The following is a 20,825-nucleotide window of genomic DNA, read 5'->3' as shown; positions in this document are numbered from 1 at the left end:
GCGCCCGACCTCCGCCGAGCCCGCCCCGGACCACTCCACCGACGCCAGCGCGAGTCCTGAACAGTGTGCCATCGAACTCTCCACCGGTCGGACGGCCGTCGCCGACGTTCCACGGAAAGCTGAGCGTCAGTGTGCATCGACACGCACCTCCTCGACCGGGGTCGCGGTGCGCCGACGACCGACCAGCACGACAGCCACCGCGGCAAGCATGAAGGCGCTGCTGCACCACAGCGCCGTCGTGGGGTGATCAGTGTGGTCGACGACCACACCGGCAGCGGCGGGGCCGAGGACGGCGCCGATATTGAAAGCCGTGGTCGCCAGTGCCCCCGAGATACGCGAGGCGGTTGGCGCAGCGGTCTGCATAATCGTTGCGATCAGGGTCGACCCGACACCGAACGCGACCGCGCCCGCGACCGCCGCCATGATCGACACGCCGGTGAGTGTGTGTGCGGTCAGAGCGGCAAGCAGCCAGACGCCGACGAGCACCACCGTTCCGACAGTGACGATCTGCCTGCGGTAGCGGTCGATGTAGCGGCCGCTGAGAGTCACACCGACGAACGAACCGACGCCGAACAATGCGAGCACGACCGGAACCCCACCACCACTCGCCTCGGGAATACCGCCGGTGATCGTGCCCAGATAGGTGAACCCGGCGAATGTCGCCGCGTTGACCAGCACACCGACGATGACGGCAGCACGGACCGGCCGTCTGACCACCACGGCCCACTCTCGCCACATCGACGGCCCCTGCGTGTCCAGGCGGTCACGGTCGCGCGCGTCGTCACGAGGAACCATCGCCCACACCGGCACCAGCGCCGCTGCGCTGACGATGGCAACGGCCCAGAACGCCGAACGCCATCCCCAGACCTGTCCGAGCAATGTCCCGGCAGGCACACCGGCAATGCAGGCAACCGTCACCCCGGACACAACCACAGAGGTGGCGCGTCCGACCACGGCCGGGCCGACCAGCCGCGGCAGAGCAGCCAACACTGTCGCCAAGAATCCAGCGTTGGCGACCGCCGCGACGACCCGGGTCGCCAGCAGCGCCGCGAAATCCGTGGCCACAGCACCGACGACATGAGCGACACAGAACAACGCCAAAAACGCTGCTACGGAATACCTGACCGGCGACCGGACTGCCGCCATCGCCATCACCGGCGCCCCGAGCACCATGCCGGCCGCGAACAGTGACGTCAGCAACCCCGCGGTCCCCGGCGAGACCCCGACGTCGGCAGCGATCTGCCGCAGCAACCCCGACACCATGAACTCAGACGTGCCCTGCGCGAAGACCGCGACAGCCAGCACGAACACCACAACGGGCATAGAAAGACAACTCCCCGGATACGAGGGGTACCACGCATATGACATGGCACCCGAGATCGTCGCAGAATCGGGCGAACCATCACCCGACGGCAAGAAACCACCATCGCCCGGCGTTGCGAAATACCCACCTGTCATCAGTCGCTCAACGACCGACAGGCCTCGCACTCACAACGCCGTCCAGCACACAGGCTGGACGGCTACCGTCTGGACGACTCCGGAGAATTCACGCCCACACCATAACAACCCACTCACGTCCAGCCAACGCAGTAACTACGACAGCATGACCCGCAACAGCTGGTCACAGATCCAATCCCACACCGGCGCAAGCGATTTCAGTGGAACCGAGCTAGAAGGTACACGGCCGAGGCGGTGCGATCGCGACGGCGGGCGCGAACGAAAGCTGCGCCACCACGCCGATGCGTCGCGACCGGGTCGCGATCATCTGGGTGCGCGGCCTGCGTTCACGGTCATAGCGGGTCGAGTCGTCGCCTTCAGCCGCCACCGGCCTGCTCGACAGGGACGAGCCGTCATGACCCGCACAGCACTACGGATGCGGTGTCGAGCAACATCGCCGTTACGCACATCACTACCGATGTAGTATCAACAGGTGCCCATGAAGCGCGAACTCCTCTTGGACGCGGCAATCGACCTACTGGGGTCGCAAGGCACGCGCGCGCTCACCCACCGCGCCGTCGACAAGGCCGCCGCCATGCCGAGCGGGTCGGCTTCCAATTACTTCCGCACCCGCGAGGCGCTGCTGATCGGCATCGCCGAGCGGCTCGAGGAACGCGACTACGCGGACTGGGAGGCGCTGAACCGGATACCAGCGCCGCGCACGATCACCGAACTCATCGACGCCATGACAGGCTTTGTCGTCCACGCGGTAGCGGCCGATCGCACCAGGACACTGGCCAGATACGCCCTTCTCCTGGAAGCGCAGACGATGCCCGCGCTGCGGGAAACCGTGCGACGCGGGCACCCTCGGCTGACCGAATGGGCGGCGACGCTGCTGGCGAACGTCGGCGCCGAGCGGGCGGTGGCGAAGATCCTCGTCGACTACCTCGATGGCGCGATCCTGCACCAGGTGATCAGCCCCGTGCCGGAGTTCGACCCGCACGGCGCGTTGAACCGGTTGGTACGCGCACTGGTCGGCGGCGCGCTCAACTGAAGAGCGCGAACAGGATCGCGGCCACCGCGAGCGCTCGCCGGTGCCGTCGATGATGTCGACAGCACCGAAGAGCAAGTCGGTGATGGGTTTCGGCTCATCAGAAGAAGGTGTGCAGGAGGTCGACGACGCGCGGCGTCGGTGCGTCGGCGTCGTCGATCACGGGAATGAGCCGCCATTTGTCGAAGGCGGTGCACGGATGGGACAGGCCGAGGCGCACGACCGTACCGATCGGCAGTTCCGTCGCGTCGCCACCCGGCAGGCGCAGGAAGGTGTGCTGGTCGTTGAGCGCCGACACGGTGGCGCCCGGGTTCAGTGGAGTGCCTTCCGGTCCCGCAATCCGCTGCGGGACCGGAAGCCCTTCATCGAAGGGCAGATCGCGCTTCCCCGCGTCCAGCAGGGCGAGCCCGGGCTCCGGGCGCGAGAGCGTGCGCGCCCAGCCGTGCATCGCCGAACGCAGCGGCTTCTCGCTGCGCGGCGCCGCCAAGGGTGAAATGCCCTCGTAAAAGCCGTCGTCGTGGATGAGATAGGCCCCGGACCGCAGGACGACCGTGGTCGAGACACCCTGTGCGGCCTGCTCGTCGGCGAGCAGGGCCAGGCGTTCGACGACCAAGTCGGGGTAGGCGCTGCCCCCCGCAGTGACGATCGCTGGGCCGTGGTACAGCCCGGCGGCGTCGATCTCGCGGTGCAGTCGCGCGAGTTCGTCCAGGTAGTCGCGCACCGCGTGGATGCCATTCGGCGTGCGGTCGTGCGCGAGCGCGCCCTCATAACCGCCCACCCCTGCCAGGGACAGTCGCGACGCCGCACCGATCGCCTCCGCCACGGCGAGTGCCTGGTCGACGGTGCGCGCGCCGGTACGGCCGTGCGGTCCACCGAGTTCCACCAGCACACGGACCCGCTCCGCACCTGGAGCCGTGTTCAGATGCTCCTGCATCAGCGCGACCGTTTCGACGCTGTCTGCCCAGCAGACGAACTCGAACGACGGATCGTTCGCCGATTCCGCCGCCACCCAGTGCAATCCGACCGGATCGACCAACGCGTTGGCCAGCAGCACCCGCGCGACGCCGAAGGATCGCGCGACCTGCGTCTGCCAGATGGTGGCCAGGGTGATCCCCCACGACCCGGCGGCCAACTGTTCGGCCCACAACTGTGGGGCCATCGTGGTCTTGCCGTGCGGCGCCAACCGCACGCCCGCCGCGCTCACCCAGTCGGCCATTACCGCGACGTTCGCCGAGACGGCCGCCCGGTCGACGGTCAGGATCGGGGTCTCCAGCTGGTCGAGGGTGGGGGCGGTCGCCAGGAATTCGCGCACGGTGTGCCCCCAGGACGCGGGCGGCATGCCCTTGTGCTCGGGCCCGATCGTGCGGTCCCCCAGTGCTGCTACGACTGCTTGGTCGATCGACACGGCATTCCTTCCCGGCCAGCCCGGTGCACATACCCGATAGCTCTTGCCGTACGCGCAACGCTTGTTGCATATAGTGTTTGGTCCAATTGTTCTGCAGCCCTGAGATACTCGTCGAGATCGACGCCGTCGCCATCGTCACCTCTGATCGCCGGCGTGCTCGGTGCGGGGACTTCCGTGCCGAACGTATCCCGTTCAGCCGGAGTTGCGCAGGGCGGTGGCCAGGCCGTTCATGGTCAGCAGGATTCCGCGCCGCACAAGTTCCGAGTCGTCACCGGCCCGGAGGCGGCGCAACAGTTCCACCTGCATCTGGTTGAGCGGTTCCAGGTAGGGGAAGCGGTTGTGGATGGACTCGGCGAGCGAGGGATTGTCGGCGAGCAGGTGGTCGTTGCCGGTGATCGCGGCGTGCATGCGGATGGTGCGGGCGTGCTCGTCGCGGATCATGCCGAAGATCTGCTCCCGCAACGCCACCTCGTCGACCAGTTCGGCGTAGCGGGCGGCGATATCGAGGTCGCTCTTGGCCATCACCTGGGCCAGGTTGGACAGCACCGTACGGAAAAACGGCCAGCGACGGTAGAGATCGGCCAGGGTCGCCAGGCGCTCCGGATCGCCGCCGATCCACTGCTCCAGCGCCGTCCCGGTGCCGTACCAGCCGGGCAGCATCACCCGCGCCTGACTCCAGGACATCACCCACGGTATGGCGCGCAGGTCGGCGACCGAGTTCGTCGGCTTGCGCGAGGCGGGCCTGCTGCCGATGTTCAGGTCGCCGACCTCGGCGACCGGCGTGGACTGGCGGAAGTACTCGACGAATCCCGGGGTGTCGTGCACCAGGTGGGCATACGCCGCGCGGGCGCGCTCGGCCAGGTCGTCCATGATGCCGTAGGACGGCTCCGCGTCCGGGCCGAGGCCCTCCACGTCGAGCAACGTCGACTCCAAGGTGCCCGCGATCAGCGACTCGAGGTTACGGTGCGCCGCACCCGGTTCCGCATACTTCGCCGCGATCACCTCGCCCTGTTCGGTGAGCCGCAGCGAGCCGCGCACCGCGCCTGCGGGCTGGGCGAGAATGGCGTCGAAACTGCGGCCGCCGCCCCGGCCGACGGTGCCACCGCGACCGTGGAAAAGCCGCAACCGGATTCCGGTCTTGCGGGCGACCTCCACCAGATCCAGCTCCGCCCGATACAGCGCCCAGTTGGCGGCCAGATATCCACCGTCCTTGTTGGAGTCGGAGTAGCCGAGCATCACCTCTTGGCGCATCCCCTGTGCCGTCACCAGCTCGCGATAGACCGGCACGTCCAGTGCCGCGGCCAGGGTCGCGGCACCGGCGCCCAGGTCCTCGATGGTCTCGAACAGCGGCACGATGCCCACCGCGCAGCTCGGCTGCCCGTCCGGCTCGCCGGGATCGAGCAGCCCGCCCTCCTTCAGCAACAGCGCGGCCTCGAGCAGGTCGCTGACCGAGGTGCACATGCTGATCACGTAGCTGGGCACCGCCTCGGCGCCGAGGACCGCCACGACATCCCGTGCGGCGCGGACGATGTCGAGTTCCTTGACGGCGAGCTCGCTCAGCCGCGCATGCGGGCCGAGCAGCGGGCGGCGGGTGCGCAGCTCGGCAGCGAGCAGCTGCACCCGCTGTGCCTCGGACAAGCTCGCGTAGTCCGGGTGCACGCCCGCCCAGGCCAGCAGCTCGGTGACCACCTGCTCGTGCACTTCGGAATTCTGTCGCATGTCCAGACCCTGCAGGTGGAAGCCGAACGTCTCCACCGCGTGGCGCAGCCGCGCGAGACGGTCGTCGGCGAGCAGGTCGTCGCCGCTACCGCGCAGCGACGCGTCCACCGCGTCGAGATCGTCGAGGACCGCTTGCGGCGTCGAGTAGGGCCGCGCCCCGACGTCGAGGCCACCCGGCGGAATCTCCCCGAGCGCGGCCTCGGCGGTGGCGGTCACACGGCCGCGAATATGGTGCAGTGCACGGCGATACGGTTCGTCGGCGTGCGTGGCCGGATCGCGGTAACCGGTCGCGGCGAGGGCGGCCACCTCGGGCGTCACCGCGACGAGACGGGCCGAGAGCGACAGCGATTTCTCCAGCTCGACCAGCTCGTGCAGATAGCGCCCGAAGGCGACAGCCGCGGCCCGGTACGCCGCCTGACGCACGACATCGGCGTTCACATAAGGGTTTCCGTCGCGGTCGCCGCCGATCCATGAGCCGGGACGCAGGATCGGGCGCCGCAGCAGCTCGACTCCCGGCCAGCGCGAGCGCAAGGCGGCGCGCACTTCGGCGTTGATCGCCGGAATCACGTCGAACAGGGTGATGTCGTAGTAGCGCAGGCCCACCGAGATCTCGTCCTGGATCCGCAAGCGCGCCAACCTGATCAGCGCGGTGTGCCACAGGCTCAGCACCTGGCGGCGGATCTGCTGTTCGAAATCGGCGCGCTCCCGTTCGGTCTCGCTATAGCGCTGGCGAAGACGCATCAGCTCGGTGATCCGGGTCTGCACGTCGAAGACCGTGCGACGGCGGGTCTCGGTCGGGTGCGCGGTGATCACCGGCGACACCAGCGCATCGGCCAGCAGATCGGCGACCCGGTCGCCGTCCAGCGCGGCCGCGTCCAGTTTGCGGTAAGTCGCCGCCAGCGACGAATCCTGCGGTGGCTCCCCGGCCGCCTCGTGCGCGGCGCGGCGGCGATCGCGCTGGATGTCCTCCGCCAAGTTGGCCAGCAGCACGAAATAGCTGAACGCGCGAATGAGCGGTAGGGCCACCGCGATGTCGACACCGTCGAGCATCTCCGCGACGGCGCTGCGTCCGACTTCCTCGCGACGCACCCGGAACGCCTCGATACGCACCCGCTCGATCAGGTCGAAGACCTCAGGGCCCTCGTGATCGCGGATGGTGTCACCGAGCACGCCACCGAGAAACCGGATGTCGTCGCGCAGCGGCCGGGTGGCGTCCTGTTGCGTCTCGATCGTCGATTCGCCCATGTTCCGACAGTATTGTCCTTCGGCCGGCGACGGTATGCGACGCGGCACACACCGCGGCGACGCTGAGCACACTGCGCCAGCGAACATGCAGGCCAGGGGCACTGCGGTGTATGCGATCGGGTCGGCGCCGGAGGCGGACAGACGATCCGACGGACCGCGTTGGCACCGACCCGCCCAGATGCTGGGCGACCACGTTCCGCCGACGACCGGGCGATCGGGCGATCGGGCGATCGGGCCTCTCGGGTGATCACCGAACCACCGCGCGCGAACACGATCCATCGCCGACCAAGAGCCTGGATCTGTGCAGGTCCCCACTCTCGCCGAGGTAACCGCAGATCTGCGGCGTCTCACGGGATTTCAGTGCAGACGCGTCTCCGCGGTCAGCCCGCGAGCTGGGAAACCGCGCGACCGACACCTGCTGACCGCGGATCCCGCTCTGTCTCCGGACAATGGCTGTCGCCGACAGCCATTGTGCGCTTCTCGGTCTTCGCCCACTATCAGGCCCGCTACGAGGTCTGATACAGTCCGGCCCGGATACATCGGAGGGCAAGAGGGCGGGATGGCGCACCGAATCACATTGGTCCCCTTGGCGGCAGCACTTGTGCTCGGACTCGCCGCCTGCGGCGAGTCGACCGAGACGACACCGGCCACGACCACGACGCAGGCCGCGGCAACGAGTGACGCGCCCACGCGGCTGTTCGATCCATGCACCGGGATACCCGACGACGCGCTGAGCGCCGCCGGGCTCGATCCGGCGACCAAGCAGGTCGGCGTCGGCGGCGTCAAGCAGCCCGGCTGGGAGATCTGCGGGTGGAGGGGCGCCGACTACACCCTCGGCGTGTTCTCCACCGGCGGGACCGTGGCCGAGTTCGAGCGGAGGCCGGGCAACGTCGACTTCCAGGACGTCACGATCGCCGGACGCAGCGGACGCCAGTTCCGGGTGGACGGCGCGGCCAAGGATCAGATGTGCGACGTGCTGTTCCCCGCCGGGCAGGGGCTGCTGCAGCTGACGTTGGTCAACAAGACCAGCGGCGACCCATGCGATCGCTTGCAGAGCGTCGGCGAGGCCATCGTCCCGGCACTGCCGAAGTAGGCGACGATCCCGGCCGATGGCGTGGACGGACAAGCCGACCCTCGTGTGCGATGGCAATGCCGCGGTGGCGATCGTGTCGGCGGGGATCGGGTGCGCGGTGCGATACGACCGGCAATGGTCCTGGTTGTGCTGGCCCAGTGCGGATGGGGTCGTTGTCGCACGCGCCTCGGGCGGCCCGGCTCGGCCACGCGAATTGGTCGAGTGCGTCGGTCTTCCCTTCGAACTCGCGAAAAGCCCTGCGGCGGAGCACAGGATCGCCGCGTTGACCACACCGAGCTGGTGGCAGTTTCCTCCGTCCGTCGAGCTATCGGTGCGGGTCGAACATCCGGACACTGAACGTCCCATCCTGGTCCAGGCAGGCGCGTTGACGTTGATCGCCGCACACCGCGGTGCCGATCCCAGTTCAGACAAGACGGTGAACGATCCGGCTTTCGAGAACAGCATGGCGGCGATCCGGTCAGGCGAGCGCCCGGTGGTCTTGGCGTTGGATGCTTCCCGGCCGGGGCACAGCGACGAACTGGCGTTTGTCCTGGACGGCCACTACATCCTCGCCGCCTACCAGGCGCTGGGTCTGGATCCGACGGTGCGGCTGCTCGACTGCATTCCTCGGAGTGAGCGCTGGTGTTGGCATCCGAACGGGCGACCACGGCGACGGTATACCGCGGATTCGGACGAGTATCGAACGTCCGTGGCAATCGCTTCGCGGTTCATCGAGCAGACCGAGGGGCTGCGGCATCACTCGCCCGATGAGCTGGTGCCCAAGCCGGACGGGCACGAACTGCCATGCGGTTGCGCCGCGGGTGACTGGTCCGAATGCCACACCGACGATCCACTGGAGTTCGGCCCGGCTGATCTCGATGCCGCGCTGCGGGATCAACCACGCACCGCTCGGCGGGCGCGCCCCCTGTACGCCTCGGTCTGCGAGCCCGAGCTGACCTGGCCCGGTGAACTCGTCGACATATCCGAGGGTGCGGGCGTGATCCGCGTTCTCGGCTCACGGGCGAACCCAGAGGCGAGCGTGCTGTGGTTTCGCGGAAAACCCGCGTTCGCCGAGGCATTGGTCGCGCGCGGCACCTACCTGCGGCTGGTGGCTCGGCTGGCGCCCGAACACCGTCCGTCCGGGTTCGATGACCTGACCGACTGGCTTGCCGATCCAGTGATCGAACGTGATTACTCCGGCAAGCCGTTCGTGACTCGGGAGCTCCTGGACCGAATCCGGCCGTTGTTCACGCTGTTCGAGCCTGGGCAGTACGAAATCAGGATCGGAGAGCACTGGCTACATCCGAGATTGGGGATATTCACCAACGAACATCTGCATACCTGGCCGTGGCCGCCTGGAACCGGTGATCTCCAATTCGGCGCCAGCGGCGATTTCCTTCCCACCGACACCTGGCCCCCGCCGGATCTCGACCGAATCGAGTGGTACCGCACCAAGATCCAGTCCGGCGCGGAACCGGTAGCGGTACTCGTCGCGCCGGGCCCGGCCGGTCCCGAGTATCCCCATACCCGGATGAGTTACCTGTTGGACGGGCACCACAAGGTCGCGGCCGGTGCCCGACTGTTCATCGAAATCGCTCCCTGTCACGATGACGATGTCACCAACGAAGGATTCGCGGCGCTGCTCGAGCCGCACCTCGGCACTCCACTGTTCTGGGATGATTCCTCCTGGCCCGGTGTGCCGGACCTGATCGGAATGTCCTACGGCTACGACCGGCGCGGGTCCGTACTGAGCGCCGCGGAGTACTACGCGCGGTTCGAGGTGCGGTACGGGAACCCGGCCGCGCCACAATCCCATCGAACCGCCGCCGACCGTATCCTCAACGAGGTGGCCGACCGTCTCGGCGACATGGCGTTGGCCGAACTTCGCGAAATCATCGACACGCCTGCCTCGTTCGTATCGCTGCTACTGGACAGTCTGCGAGGAGCGTCGTTGACGACGGCGGAATTTGCCGCGATCTCGGACCTCGTCGATGACATCGATGACCCACGGCTGATCGCGTTGGACCCGGACCAGGTGGCTGGTGTCAAACGTCGGTGAACCGTGAACCTGAGCCGGCCCCACCCTGACCCGCACAGAAGTTTCGCCGTCGACGCGACAAACCGACCTGCCTCGGCAACCGCTCCGACATCACGCGACGATTCTGCCCGAGACCGTCCCCGCCGCTACTTCCCGGCGAGGATGCCGAGCACCGCGTCGGAAGTGTAGAACGGCGCCAGACGCTCGCGGATCAGCCCGGCCAGGACGCCGTTCTTCTTCGCGCCCTCGAGAACCGCGGGCCCGTAGCGCAGAATCTCGTTGGCGATGTCGTCGCCGGTGAGTCCGAGTTCCGGCAGCATGGCGGCCACGGTGTAGTCGCCGTACTTCGTGAAGAACACCTCGACACACTCGTCGACGAGCAAGCCGAAATACTCCTTCTCACGGGTGGTGACGGCGATCTCGTAGCAGAGCACGACCAGCTCGTTGAGGTCCTTCTGACTCAGGTATTCGCGCAGACCGCTGACCGGTTCGTCGGCGTGCAGGTCCCAGAACTCCATCGCGGCGTCGTGCACCGGAGCGTCGCGCAGCATCTCACGGATGGCGTTGTTGGTGCGTTTCAGTGCGAACAGCGCCCCCTTGCCCGCCAGGTCGCCCACGAACGTGCTGTCGGCCACCTTCTTCGCGCGGTTGGCAGCGGACTGGCCGAACGACATGAGCGAGGAGACGCCCGGGATCTTCTCAGCACGCTCTCGGTTGACCTGCATGAAGTCGTTGATCAGCTTGTCGACGAACTTCGAGGCGACGGTGGCCACGAGCGGGCTCTCGGTGAGCCGGTCCAGGATGCGTTCCTGGGCTTGGTGCATGCCGAAGATTTTCTCCAGCAGCGCCTCTACCGGCTCGCGCTCGACCACCTGGCCGAGCGTGTAGTCGTGGTTGGCGGCGATGTGGTCGTAGACGGAGTCGGCGAACACGCCGACCATGTCGGCGAACACCGGGCTGCCGCCGATCAGATCGATGACGGTGCGAACGGTCTGCTTGGCCTGCTCGACCTCGACGATGTCACGGAAGACCAGGGTGTCGGCGACCTGAAGGACGGATTCGGTGTCGCGTGCGACCACCTCGGCGAAGCGGTCGCCGGTCACCTCGGCGAGGAGGAATTCCACCTGGGCGTCCAGCAGCCGTTCGGCGATCTCACGCGGCTCGGTCATCGAGTTCCACCCATCACAGTCGTAGTCCGGTGCACCCGGCCCGGATTACGGCTCACGCGTCTCGAACTCGTTGTCGTGCAACGATTTCCGTATCCGATCCAGGCGCGCACGCGCGGCCTGCTCGCGTGCCTCCCATTGTTCGTCGACGCCGCGGCCGGCCGGGGTCTCCCGGTCGAGTTCGCCCATCCCCTGGGCAGTGCCGAAGCGCTGCTCGACCTTATCGCGAACTGACTCAAAAGTAGGAACGCCAGCCGACGAATACCCGCCACCCGGGACGTGCGTCGAATTACCGGGCGGCGGTGCCGGTACCACGGGTACCCCCGTAACGTCTCCGACCTGCCCGGATACGTCCGGCACCGCCGCAGGACCGTATGCGGCCGCGCCCGAAGTGTCAGGACTCACATCGGCGACAGCCCCCGGATCACCTGCCTCGACGAGGCCGAGCAGCGCCGCGTGCACCGCCGCGAACCCGGAGCGTTCCGCCGTCGCGACCAGCAGCACACCGGCCAATTCCGCGTCGGACAGCGCCGCCAGCCGCCCCGCGATCTCGCTGTTGTCACTCATACCGCCAGGCTACGCAGCCGCGACCACGGCGAACGGTTCACAGCCGGACGAGCGCGCCCGCCCAGTCGCGCACGAGGCCGTACCACGCCGAGCCACCGACGAGGATCAGGTCGTTGTGACCCGCGCCGGGAAACACGACGAGCCGTTTCGGCTCTCGCGCCGCGGCGTAGAGCCGTTCGGCGTGCCGCAGCGGCAGCAGTTCGTCCTGGTCTCCGTGCATGATCAGCACCGGGGCGCGCAGCGCGCGGATGCGGCGCTCGCTCGGATAGGCGTTCGGCACGAGCGGTGCAGGCAGGAATGGGTACACCGAGCGGGCCGCGTCACGGATGCCGGTGAACGTGGACATCAGCATCAATCCGGCCGGTGGATGCTCCTGCGCCAGTTCGAGCATGACGCCGCCGCCGAGTGACTTCCCCAGGTACACCACCCGATCCGGATCGACACCCGGTTGTGCCAGCATGGCCTTGCGCGCGGCGCGGGCATCGAGGTAAGTGCCGTGCTCGGTGGGCCTGCCGGTGCTGCGTCCGTAGCCGCGGTAATCGAAGGCCAGCACGTCGAATCCGGCCTCGGTGAGCAGCGCGAAGATCGGCACCCGGTCACCGATGTTGCCCGCGTTGCCGTGCGCGAACAGAATATGCCCGATCGAATTTCGCGCGGGCATCCACCAGGCATGCAGGATCTCACCGTCCGCCGTGCGCGGGGAGAGCTCGGTGTAGTCCATCCCGAGCACCGCCGGGGTATGCAGCACCGTCCGCGCCGGCAAGTAGGTCAGCGCGTTGAGGATCGGACTGGCCGGATGTCGCATGCCCACGTTCTTACTCCCTGTCGGCGCCGATGCGGCAGGCAGGTCATGCCGCGCCGGGAAGCGGCGATGCCGGTGCCAGTACGGATCGACGCCGACAACGGGCCCGCGGTGCGCGGGATAGTCCGCACCGGGTGCGGTGGAAGGCCCGGAGGACCGCGATAGACATGTCCAGGCGAATGGCCAGGTCCGCGTCCAGATGACTGCCGAGCGGGGGCGGAGACGACGAGACCGTGCGGCCACATGGCAGCACGGTCTCGAAAACGGTGCCGATCAGCCGCGCAGGACCGCACCGACGGTGTCGGAAGCCGCGGTGACGGCCGCGTCACGCGCCGCGCTGGCCTCGTCCTCGGTGAGCGTCCGGTCGGTGGCACGGAAGCGCAGCGCGTAGGTGAGCGACTTGCGTCCCTCGCCCGCCTGGGCACCTTCATACACGTCGAACAGCGCGATGTCCTCGAGCAGTTCGCCGCCGCCGGTGCGCAACGCGGACTCCACCGATGCTGCGGAGATCGTCTTCTCGACGCTCACCGAAACGTCCTGCAACACCGCGGGGAACGGGGACACCGTCGGGACCGGCCGGGACTCCCGCAACGGAAGCGCGTCCAGATCGAGTTCGACGGCGCAGGTGCGCGGCGGCAGGCCCGAACGTTCCAGCACGGCGGGGTGCAGTTCACCCGCGTAACCGACGACGGTTCCCTCGACCACCAGCTCGGCGCAGCGACCAGGGTGCCACGGCAGATAGACCGCGGCACGGCGTTCGATGGTCACGCCCGCCGCGTCGGCGACAGCGTCGGCGAGGGCGAATGCGTCGGCGGCTTGGGCCGGGCGGCCCTCGCCCCACGGCCCGCGCGGCTCGCGGCGGCCGGTCAGGACGGCCGCCACGCGCACCGGCTGGGCGGGCAGCGAATCGAGCAGTTCGGCGATCTCGTCGTCGGTCGGACGCCGATCCACCGGCAGCTCCTGGACCGGCCTCGTGTTCGGTCCGGGCAGCACGACCTGCGCGATGCCGTAGATGGCCAGATCACGCGCCCCGCGCGAAATGTTGCGTGCCGCCACCTCGAGCAGACCGGGCAGCAAGGTGGTGGCCAGCTCGGCGCGGTCGACGTCGAGCGGGTTCACCACTCGGGTGGTGGCGCGGCGCGGGTCGTCGACGTCCAGACCCCAGGTGTCGAACACCCCGGCGGGCAGGAACGCCGGCGGCGACACCTCCACGCAGCCCGCGAAAGCCAGCGCACGGCTGACCGCGCGGCGGCGGCGCTGTGCCGGGGTGAGACCACGGCCGGCCGGGGCGGTCGGCAGCACGGACGGGATCTGTTCGAGCCCCTCCAGCCGCAACACCTCTTCCACCAGGTCGGCGGGCTGGGTCAGGTCGGGGCGCCAGCTCGGCGGCGTGACCACCAGCTGGCCGTGCCCGGAGTCGCTGACGCCGACCTCGACGAGGCAGCCGATCTGCGCCAGGCGACGAGCCGAGGTCCCGGTCGGGTAGATAATGCCCGCGACGCGGTCGGCCAGGTCGATGTCGATGCGGATCGGCTCGGCTACCGGGACCGGTAGGCGAATGTCGGATAGCACGGATTCGACTGTGCCACCGGCGATTTCGGCGAGCAGTCTGGCGGCGCGGTCGAGCGCGGCGACGTTGATCTCGGGGTCGACCACCCGCTCGTAGCGCTTGCCGGCCTCGGACACCAGCTTGTGCCTGCGGGCGGTCCGGTACACCAGCAGCGGGTTCCAGGTGGCCGCCTCCAACAGGATGTCGGTGCTCTCGGTGCCGACCTCGGTGCTCGCGCCACCCATCACGCCGGCCAAGGAGACGACGCCGGAATCGTCAGCGATCACCACATCCTCGGCATCGAGCACGCGCTCCACATCGTCCAGGGTGCGTAGCGTCTCGCCTTGGTTGGCGGTGCGCACCACCAGCCCGCCCGACACCTTCTCGGCATCGAAGGCGTGCAGTGGCTGACCGAGCTCGAGCATCACATAGTTGGTGACGTCGACCGCGGGCGAAATTGGGCGCACACCCGACAGCAGAAGCCTGCGCTGCAACCACCAAGGACTGACCGCTTTCGGGTCGACGCCGGTGACCCGGCGAGCCGCGAAACGGGTGCACTGAGAGCTCGGCTCAACCCGGATCGGCCAGGCCTCCCGCTCGTCGTCAGGCAACGTCCGCACGGCCGGGTCGGCGTATTCGAGGTCGAAACCGCAGGCCAGTTCGCGGGCCAGACCGCGCACCGAGAAGCAGTAGCCGCGGTCGGGGGTGATGTTCAGCTCGATGACCGTGTCGTCGAGTCCGAGCAGCTCGTTGGCGTCGGAACCCGGCTCCGCGGTGCCCGGCTCCAGCACCAGAATGCCGGAATGGTCCTTGCCGATACCGAGTTCGGCGACCGAGCAGATCATGCCGTTGGAGACGTGGCCGTAGGTCTTGCGCGAGGTGATGTGGAACCCGCCGGGCAGCACGCCGCCCGGCAGGACAACGACCACGAGGTCGCCGACCTCGAAGTTGCGTGCGCCGCAGACGATCTCCTGCAACTCGGGATTGCCCACGTCGACCTTGCAGAAGCGGATCGGCTTCTTGAACTCGGTGAGCTCGGTGATCTCGGCGACCCGGCCCACCACCAACAGCCGCGCGGCGTCCGATCCTGCCCCGTTACCCACCGGGTCACCGGTGACCCGCTCCAGCTTGTCGACCTCTTCGACCTCCAAACCCACACGGACGAACCCCGCGTCGAGTTCTTCCGGCGGCACCGACCACTCGGGGTTGGTGCGCTGGATGATGTCGGTCAGCCAGGACTGCGCTACTCGCACTTGACGTTTCGCTCTCTCGATCGAAGGGGCAGATCAGGACCGGATACCGAAGGGCAGGGTGAAACGCACGTCCCCTTCGACGATGTCCCGCATGTCCGGGATGCCGTTGCGGAACTGCAGGGTCCGCTCCATGCCCATACCGAACGCGAACCCGCTGTATATCTCGGGATCGATCCCGCTGGCGATCAGCACCTTCGGGTTCACCATGCCGCAGCCGCCCCATTCGACCCAGCCCGCGCCGCCCTTCTTGTCCGGGAACCACACGTCGACCTCGGCGGAGGGCTCGGTGAACGGAAAGTAGTTGGGGCGCATGCGTGTACGGGTGTCCGGACCGAACAGTGCCCTGGCGAAGGCGTCCAGGGTCCCGCGCAGATGCGCCATGGTCAGGCCCTTGTCCACCGCCAGACCCTCGACCTGGGAGAACACCGGCGTGTGTGTGGCGTCCAACTCGTCGGTGCGGAAGGTCCGCCCAGGGCAGACCACGTAGATCGGCAGCTCGCGTGCCAGCATGGAGCGCACTTGCACCGGGGAGGTGTGCGTGCGAAGCACCTGGCGCGAACCCTCCGGCGCGATGTGGAAGGTGTCCTGCATGGTCCGGGCCGGGTGGTCGGGCAGGAAGTTCAGCGCGTCGAAGTTGAAGTGCTCGGTCTCCACCTCGGGACCCTCGGCGACCTCCCAGCCCATCCCGACGAACACGTCGGCGATCTGCTCGGAGATGACCGTGATCGGATGCCTGGCGCCGACCGGTGTACGGCGGGCGGGGAGCGTCACATCGATGGCCTCGGCGACCAGCACCGCGGCGTCGCGTTCGGCGAGCAGCGTGGCACGGCGAGCCTCGAACGCGTCGGACACCCGGCCACGCGCGATATTCACTCGCTTGCCGGCGTCGGCCTTCGCCGATTTCGGCAGACTGCCCAGCGCGCGCTGCGCCAGGGCAAGCGGCGCCTTGCCACCGAGATACTCGGTTTTCGCGACCGCGAGCGCATCCAGATCGCCGGCAGCGGCAAACGCCTTCTCGGCGGCCGCCGCGGCCGCGGCCAGTGCCTCCTCGGTCAGCGCCGCGTTCTGCTCGCCTGCGTCGATGTCGTCGGCCACGATGCTCCGTCTCTCCCCTGGGGATCGGTTCGCGGGCACAGCTGATTGCCTACCCACATTGCTGCTGGTCGAATCGTATTCGATGCCTTGTGGAGAATTCACGCGGATTCCCCCGCCATCACGGACCAAATGGTCTGTCAGCTCACCGCGGATCCGGGTTCCGCCCGCGAAACGTGCTGATGACGCGCCCCGCCGCCACGGAAGACTGGTCTCGTTACGACGCGATGAACCGAACATCAGGACCGTTCCGGCCCCTCCGCAACTGCGCTCATCCCGCCTGGAACGCCCCAACCGACGCCGCTGTGGCGCCCTCCCGCGGAAGCAGCGGGAAGGACGCACAGATCGGCGGGTCAGTCCGCCGAGACCACCCGGCGCGGCAGCAGCAGCGACGCCAGCGCGCCGGCCGCCACGATCGCCGCGCCGACCCACACCGCGGGCACCAGCCCGTCGACGTAGCTCTGCGGGCCGAGGTAGGAGCCATGCCGAACGAGAACTGCTCCAACTGCTGTTGCACGGGTTCTCGGCCAGCGCGGACCCTGCGATCGGTGACGATGTCCGTACGCGATTCGGCCGGATCTACGTGCTGGTGCGCGAACTGACCGGCGCACCAGTAGCGGAGGCGCGCCGTTTCCTGGCCTCCGGGATGCTGCTCACGGTGATGAGCTCGATGCGTGTCGCGGGGCCGGATGCGGTGTCTGCCGCGTGGGCGACGGAGATTTTGGCGGATCTGAGCGCCAACGGCGATTGAGGAGGCGCGGGCCGATTCGCGATCAAGCCGCGGTGTGCGGAGATCAGGGCTGCCGAATTCGCGATCGGGCCGGATCTGCCCGCTGCATGCCATTGACCAGGCGCGCGGGCCTTGCTATCGGGCCGAATGGATGACTTGGCGATCCGCGCCGATCTGGAGACTCGCGACGTCAGGAATCGGCGCGGTAGCGGACCCGGGAGTTCGCGTAAAGGCAGATCGCCGCGGCAGTGGCCAAATTCAGGCTCTCGGCACGGCCGCGAATAGGGATGCGGACGCGATGGTCGGCGCGATGCGCGACGGCGGGGTCCAGGCCATGCGCCTCGTTGCCGAACAGCCAGGCGACGGGTTCGGTGAACAGCTCGTCGGCGTCGTCCAGGTCGACTTCGCCGTCGGCGGCGGTCGCGAGGATCGTGATGCCGGCGGCGGCAAGCGAATCCACCGTCTCGCCCACATCCCGGTGCCGCGCGATCGGCACGTGGAAAATGCTGCCCGCGCTCGCACGCACGCATTTCCCGTTGTGCGGGTCGACAGTGTCTCCCGCCAGCACCACCCCGTCGGCTCCGACCGAATCGGCGACCCGGACGAGCGTTCCGGCATTGCCCGGCTCGGCAATCTCGACGGGAACGGCCAGCATCCGCGGGCGCGGCTCGAGTATCCGCGCCAGGGGCACGTCGACAAGGTCGCAGACCGCGACCAGTCCCGGAGCAGTGACGGTTTCGCCGAGATGCTGCGCTGCGCGGTCGCTCACCAGCGTGCTGCGCACCCCCGCGGCGGCCGCGCCTGCGATCAGCGCGTGCTCACGCTCGGCGGCAGCCGTCGAGTAGAACAGCTCATGCACCCGCCCGGTGCTCAGTGCCGCGGCAACAGCGTTGGCTCCCTCGGCGAGGAATCGGCCCGCCTTCTTGCGCTGCGCACTGCGCTGCAGCTTGACAGCGAAAACGACCCGCGGATTGCGCTCGCTGAGCGCCTCCACGGGTCGTTCCGAGAGTCGTCCGTGTGTCAACGGAGTCCGCGAATCAGGCAGCCGGGGCGTTGACGTCCTGCGGGAGAGCGGCCTTGGCGATCGTCACGAGACCGGCGAACGCCTCGGCGTCCGACACCGCGAGCTCGGCGAGGATTTTGCGGTCCACCTCGACACCAGCGGCCTTCAGGCCCTGGATGAAGCGGTTGTAGGTGATGTCGTTGATCCGCGCCGCGGCGTTGATGCGGGCGATCCACAGCTTGCGGAAGTCACCCTTGCGCGCCCGGCGGTCCCGGTAGGCGTAGGCGAGCGAGTGCAGCTGCTGCTCCTTGGCCTTGCGGTACAGCCGCGAGCGCTGGCCGCGGTAACCCTTGGAGGCCTCGAGGATGGAACGGCGCTTCTTCTGAGCGTTGACGGCCCTTTTGACGCGTGCCACTGGTCAGTCCTGTTCGATCTGGGGGCGCGGGCAGCGCCCGAAATTGGTCGGGGTGGCGCCGGAGAATCTCCGTCGCGGTGTGCTGGTAGCTAGCCTGCGCGGTGGCGCAATCAGATAGCGAGCAGCTTCTTCACGCGACGGACGTCGGCAGCCGCGACGACCTCCGTGCCGTCCAGACGACGAGTCCGGCGGGTGGGCTTGTGCTCGAACAGGTGGCGACGGTTCGCCTGCTGGCGAAGCAGCTTGCCTTTACCGGACACCTTGAATCGCTTCGAGGCGCCGCTGTGGCTCTTCATCTTCGGCATGGATTCCTCTATCTGTCGTTCCGGCGGTCCTCGCGGACCGCCGGTGTCCTGATCGGTGTTACTGCGGAGGTGCTGCCGTCTCGGCCTGCTCCGCGGCCGGTTCACCGGCTGGTGCGGCGCTGGGCGCCGGGCGCGGGGCCGACTCCTGCTGCGCCTTCACGCGCGTCTTCGCACCCTTGTGGGGGGCGAGGACCATGGTCATGTTGCGACCGTCCTGCTTGGCCGAGGTCTCTACGAAACCCAGCTCGGCAACGTCGGAGGCCAGCCGCTGCAGCAGCCGGAACCCGAGCTCGGGCCGGGACTGCTCGCGACCCCGGAACATGATCGTCACCTTGACCTTCGACCCCGCCTCGAGGAAGCGGACCACATTCCGCTTCTTCGTCTCGTAGTCGTGGTCGTCGATCTTCGGGCGGAGTTTCTGCTCCTTGATCACGGTCTGCTGCTGGTTCTTCCGAGACTCACGCGCCTTCTGCGCCGTCTCGTACTTGAACTTGCCGTAATCCATGATCTTGCAGACCGGCGGACGGGCATCCGGGGCCACCTCGACCAAGTCGAGGTCGGCTTCGAGGGCGACGCGTAGTGCATCTTCAACACGCACGATCCCAACCTGCTCGCCGCCAGGCCCGATGAGCCGGACTTCGGGAACACGGATGCGATCGTTGATGCGGGTCTCAGTGCTGATGGGGCCTCCTAGGTCAAGCGGTGTCGTCGGACGACCGCACGCAATAACTGCAACCCCTCTTCAACACAAAGGCCCCGGTGCGGTATTCCGCACGGGGCCCGGGTGTCGACCGATCGCCGACCGCGAAAACACGCGGATCGACCCTTGTACGGTGGTTCTCCCGCGAGAACCCCGGCACAAGAAACCCGCCCAATACGGACGGATGACCGGACCGTTTGACCTGTACGATCGCTCGTCGGCAACGGTGGGAGTCGGGCTCCACTTATCAGGCCCCGGGCAGGCCCGGGGCGGTCGTCAGCGGAAAGTTTAACATTCTGTTCGGCTATCGCCGAATCGGGCGAAAACCGCTTGCCAGACCACCCGGCGCGTGCCACGCTCCCCCGATGTCCACACCACGCCGTGACCTGCTGCGATGGCAATTCGACCTGACCTGGTCGCTCGCCGCGATCCACCTCGACACGCTCATGCCGGAAGACTTCCTCTGGGAGCCGACCGACCTGGTCTGGACGGTACGACCGGATCCCCAAGGCATATGGCGGCCGGACTGGGCCGATACCGAACCCGACCCCATGCCGGTCCCGACCATCGGCTGGCTCACGTGGCACATCGGCTGGTGGTGGGGCACGGCCATCGACCACGCCGAGAAACGCATCCCACCGGCGCGGGCGGACGTGCACTGGCCCGGCGACGGCGCCGCCACCATCGCCTGCCTGCGCGATCTACGCGAGGAGTGGGTGCGCGTGCTCGACAGGCTCACCGAAGCCGATCTGGACCTCCCGTCCGCCTACCCGTGGCCCGCCGACGCCGGGCTGACCCTCGCACACCTGGCGGGCTGGGTGAACGCGGAGCTGATGAAAAACGTCGCGGAGATCGGCCACCTCCGAATGCTGCGTACGGCGTCGCTAGCCTGAAAGGCATGACTGAAGAGCTCGACACCTCCGTGCGCGAACTGGCCGACATCCCCGCAGTCGAGGTGATCAGCCGCGCCGCCGTGATGCTGATGAGCTCGGCGGCGGAGAAGCTCGGGCTCGCCGACGAGGATCCGACCACCAGCCCGCGCCGCGATTTGGACGAGGCGCGGCGGGTGATCACCGCACTGGCCGGGCTGGTCACGGCCTCGGTGGAGTATCTCGGTCCGCACGCCGGGCCGATCCGCGAAGGGCTGCAATCGCTGCAGCGCGCCTTCAGGGAGTCCTCCGCACACCCGGACGAGCCGGGCAAAGGACCTGGCGAGAAGTACACCGGCCCGGTCTACTGACCTCGCAGCTCTCAACGGCGAGTGCCACGAAACTTT

General features: G+C 68.1%; 18 protein-coding genes. 6 read left to right on the top strand and 12 right to left on the bottom strand.

Annotated features, from left to right (window positions below; genetic code table 11):
* Window positions 1-126: 126 nt before the first annotated feature.
* Window positions 127-1,323: a Cmx/CmrA family chloramphenicol efflux MFS transporter gene (locus tag AB0H00_RS21570; protein WP_357268709.1), complete on the bottom strand. Its 1,197-nt coding sequence runs from the start codon at window positions 1,321-1,323 to the stop codon at window positions 127-129.
* A 613-nt stretch (window positions 1,324-1,936) separates the two neighbouring features.
* Between AB0H00_RS21570 and AB0H00_RS21565 the strand changes: the two genes are divergently transcribed.
* Window positions 1,937-2,491, top strand: a complete 555-nt coding sequence (locus tag AB0H00_RS21565; RefSeq protein WP_357268807.1) for a TetR family transcriptional regulator — start codon at window positions 1,937-1,939, stop codon at window positions 2,489-2,491.
* A gap of 97 nt (window positions 2,492-2,588) precedes the next feature.
* Here AB0H00_RS21565 and AB0H00_RS21560 read toward each other — a convergent pair whose 3' ends face one another.
* Window positions 2,589-3,827, bottom strand: coding sequence for an amino acid deaminase (locus AB0H00_RS21560; RefSeq protein WP_357268804.1), 1,239 nt, complete (start codon window positions 3,825-3,827; stop codon window positions 2,589-2,591).
* A gap of 258 nt (window positions 3,828-4,085) precedes the next feature.
* Window positions 4,086-6,857, bottom strand: a complete 2,772-nt coding sequence (gene ppc / locus AB0H00_RS21555; RefSeq protein ID WP_357268706.1) for a phosphoenolpyruvate carboxylase — start codon at window positions 6,855-6,857, stop codon at window positions 4,086-4,088.
* Between the two features lie 586 nt (window positions 6,858-7,443).
* Here ppc and AB0H00_RS21550 point away from each other — a divergent pair.
* Both AB0H00_RS21550 and AB0H00_RS21545 read left to right on the top strand, forming a co-directional pair.
* On the top strand, window positions 7,444-7,950 hold the full coding sequence (locus AB0H00_RS21550) for a DUF3558 domain-containing protein (RefSeq protein ID WP_357268703.1): 507 nt from the start codon (window positions 7,444-7,446) through the stop codon (window positions 7,948-7,950).
* 16 nt (window positions 7,951-7,966) lie between these two features.
* Window positions 7,967-9,988, top strand: a complete 2,022-nt coding sequence (locus AB0H00_RS21545; protein WP_357268700.1) for a hypothetical protein — start codon at window positions 7,967-7,969, stop codon at window positions 9,986-9,988.
* A gap of 125 nt (window positions 9,989-10,113) precedes the next feature.
* Here the strand turns inward: AB0H00_RS21545 and AB0H00_RS21540 are convergent, their stop codons facing one another.
* From AB0H00_RS21540 to pheS, 5 genes are all read right to left on the bottom strand, one after another.
* A complete protein-coding gene (locus AB0H00_RS21540) occupies window positions 10,114-11,136 on the bottom strand; it encodes a hypothetical protein (protein ID WP_357268697.1) in 1,023 nt (340 codons plus the stop codon).
* A 45-nt stretch (window positions 11,137-11,181) separates the two neighbouring features.
* Window positions 11,182-11,700 carry a hypothetical protein gene (locus AB0H00_RS21535; protein WP_357268694.1) on the bottom strand — a complete coding sequence of 173 codons (519 nt, stop codon included), beginning with the start codon at window positions 11,698-11,700 and terminating at the stop codon, window positions 11,182-11,184.
* A 37-nt stretch (window positions 11,701-11,737) separates the two neighbouring features.
* Window positions 11,738-12,505 carry an alpha/beta hydrolase gene (locus AB0H00_RS21530; RefSeq protein WP_357268801.1) on the bottom strand — a complete coding sequence of 256 codons (768 nt, stop codon included), beginning with the start codon at window positions 12,503-12,505 and terminating at the stop codon, window positions 11,738-11,740.
* 270 nt (window positions 12,506-12,775) lie between these two features.
* Window positions 12,776-15,304 (bottom strand): phenylalanine--tRNA ligase subunit beta, encoded by a 2,529-nt coding sequence (gene pheT, locus AB0H00_RS21525; protein WP_357268691.1) that lies wholly within the window; start codon window positions 15,302-15,304, stop codon window positions 12,776-12,778.
* A gap of 33 nt (window positions 15,305-15,337) precedes the next feature.
* Entirely contained in the window at window positions 15,338-16,399 is a 1,062-nt protein-coding gene (gene pheS / locus AB0H00_RS21520) for a phenylalanine--tRNA ligase subunit alpha (protein ID WP_357268688.1), read from the bottom strand.
* A gap of 508 nt (window positions 16,400-16,907) precedes the next feature.
* Here pheS and AB0H00_RS21515 point away from each other — a divergent pair.
* A complete protein-coding gene (locus AB0H00_RS21515; protein ID WP_357268685.1) occupies window positions 16,908-17,147 on the top strand; it encodes a hypothetical protein in 240 nt (79 codons plus the stop codon).
* Window positions 17,148-17,316: 169 nt separating this feature from the next.
* Here AB0H00_RS21515 and AB0H00_RS21510 read toward each other — a convergent pair whose 3' ends face one another.
* The 4 genes from AB0H00_RS21510 to infC all read right to left on the bottom strand — a co-directional run bounded on the left by AB0H00_RS21510 (window position 17,317) and on the right by infC (window position 19,576).
* On the bottom strand, window positions 17,317-18,120 hold the full coding sequence (locus AB0H00_RS21510) for an RNA methyltransferase (RefSeq protein WP_357268682.1): 804 nt from the start codon (window positions 18,118-18,120) through the stop codon (window positions 17,317-17,319).
* Between the two features lie 43 nt (window positions 18,121-18,163).
* On the bottom strand, window positions 18,164-18,544 hold the full coding sequence (gene rplT, locus AB0H00_RS21505; protein WP_357268679.1) for a 50S ribosomal protein L20: 381 nt from the start codon (window positions 18,542-18,544) through the stop codon (window positions 18,164-18,166).
* A 110-nt stretch (window positions 18,545-18,654) separates the two neighbouring features.
* Window positions 18,655-18,849 (bottom strand): 50S ribosomal protein L35, encoded by a 195-nt coding sequence (gene rpmI / locus AB0H00_RS21500; protein ID WP_327114804.1) that lies wholly within the window; start codon window positions 18,847-18,849, stop codon window positions 18,655-18,657.
* Between the two features lie 58 nt (window positions 18,850-18,907).
* Window positions 18,908-19,576 carry a translation initiation factor IF-3 gene (infC, locus tag AB0H00_RS21495; RefSeq protein ID WP_357268798.1) on the bottom strand — a complete coding sequence of 223 codons (669 nt, stop codon included), beginning with the start codon at window positions 19,574-19,576 and terminating at the stop codon, window positions 18,908-18,910.
* 338 nt (window positions 19,577-19,914) lie between these two features.
* Between infC and AB0H00_RS21490 the strand changes: the two genes are divergently transcribed.
* Complete coding sequence (locus AB0H00_RS21490) at window positions 19,915-20,442, top strand: DinB family protein (RefSeq protein ID WP_357268675.1); 528 nt, start codon at window positions 19,915-19,917, stop codon at window positions 20,440-20,442.
* A 5-nt stretch (window positions 20,443-20,447) separates the two neighbouring features.
* Window positions 20,448-20,789: a DUF1844 domain-containing protein gene (locus AB0H00_RS21485; protein WP_357268672.1), complete on the top strand. Its 342-nt coding sequence runs from the start codon at window positions 20,448-20,450 to the stop codon at window positions 20,787-20,789.
* Window positions 20,790-20,825 lie beyond the last annotated feature (36 nt).

Source organism: Nocardia sp. NPDC023852, from assembly GCF_040639505.1.
Classification (GTDB): domain Bacteria; phylum Actinomycetota; class Actinomycetes; order Mycobacteriales; family Mycobacteriaceae; genus Nocardia.
Note: the sequence above shows the minus strand (reverse complement) of the source record. Positions and strands in the feature narration are given on the sequence as shown.